1 pseudogene is annotated in these 244 nt (G+C 60.2%); it reads right to left on the bottom strand.

Annotated features, from left to right (window positions below):
- A pseudogene (locus AF337_RS08155) lies at window positions 1-228 on the bottom strand (hypothetical protein); the annotation flags it as partial.
- Window positions 229-244 lie beyond the last annotated feature (16 nt).

Here is a 244-nt window from a genome sequence, read left to right as displayed (position 1 = left end):
GCCATAGGCAGCCAAGATGGCGAAGCTGGTGGGCAGGTTGGGACCGACGACGCCGGGCAGAATGAAGACGAGCCCGAAGAAGCGGAAGCTGTGCAGAGTGGCGATGGCGCGGTGCGCCTTGACCCTGTCCATCGATTTGAGCCAGGGCAGAATATAGGCGCCGAAGCAAAGCAGCCACCCGACATAGCCGAGCGCGAGATAGGATTGAAAGATGGTTTCCGACGACATCGGGGCACTCCTGATT

The sequence above is a fragment of the Rhizobium ecuadorense genome (genome assembly GCF_001187535.1).
Classification (GTDB): domain Bacteria; phylum Pseudomonadota; class Alphaproteobacteria; order Rhizobiales; family Rhizobiaceae; genus Rhizobium; species Rhizobium ecuadorense.
The sequence above is the reverse complement of the archived record's forward strand: the minus strand, read 5'-3'. Positions and strand labels throughout refer to the sequence as shown.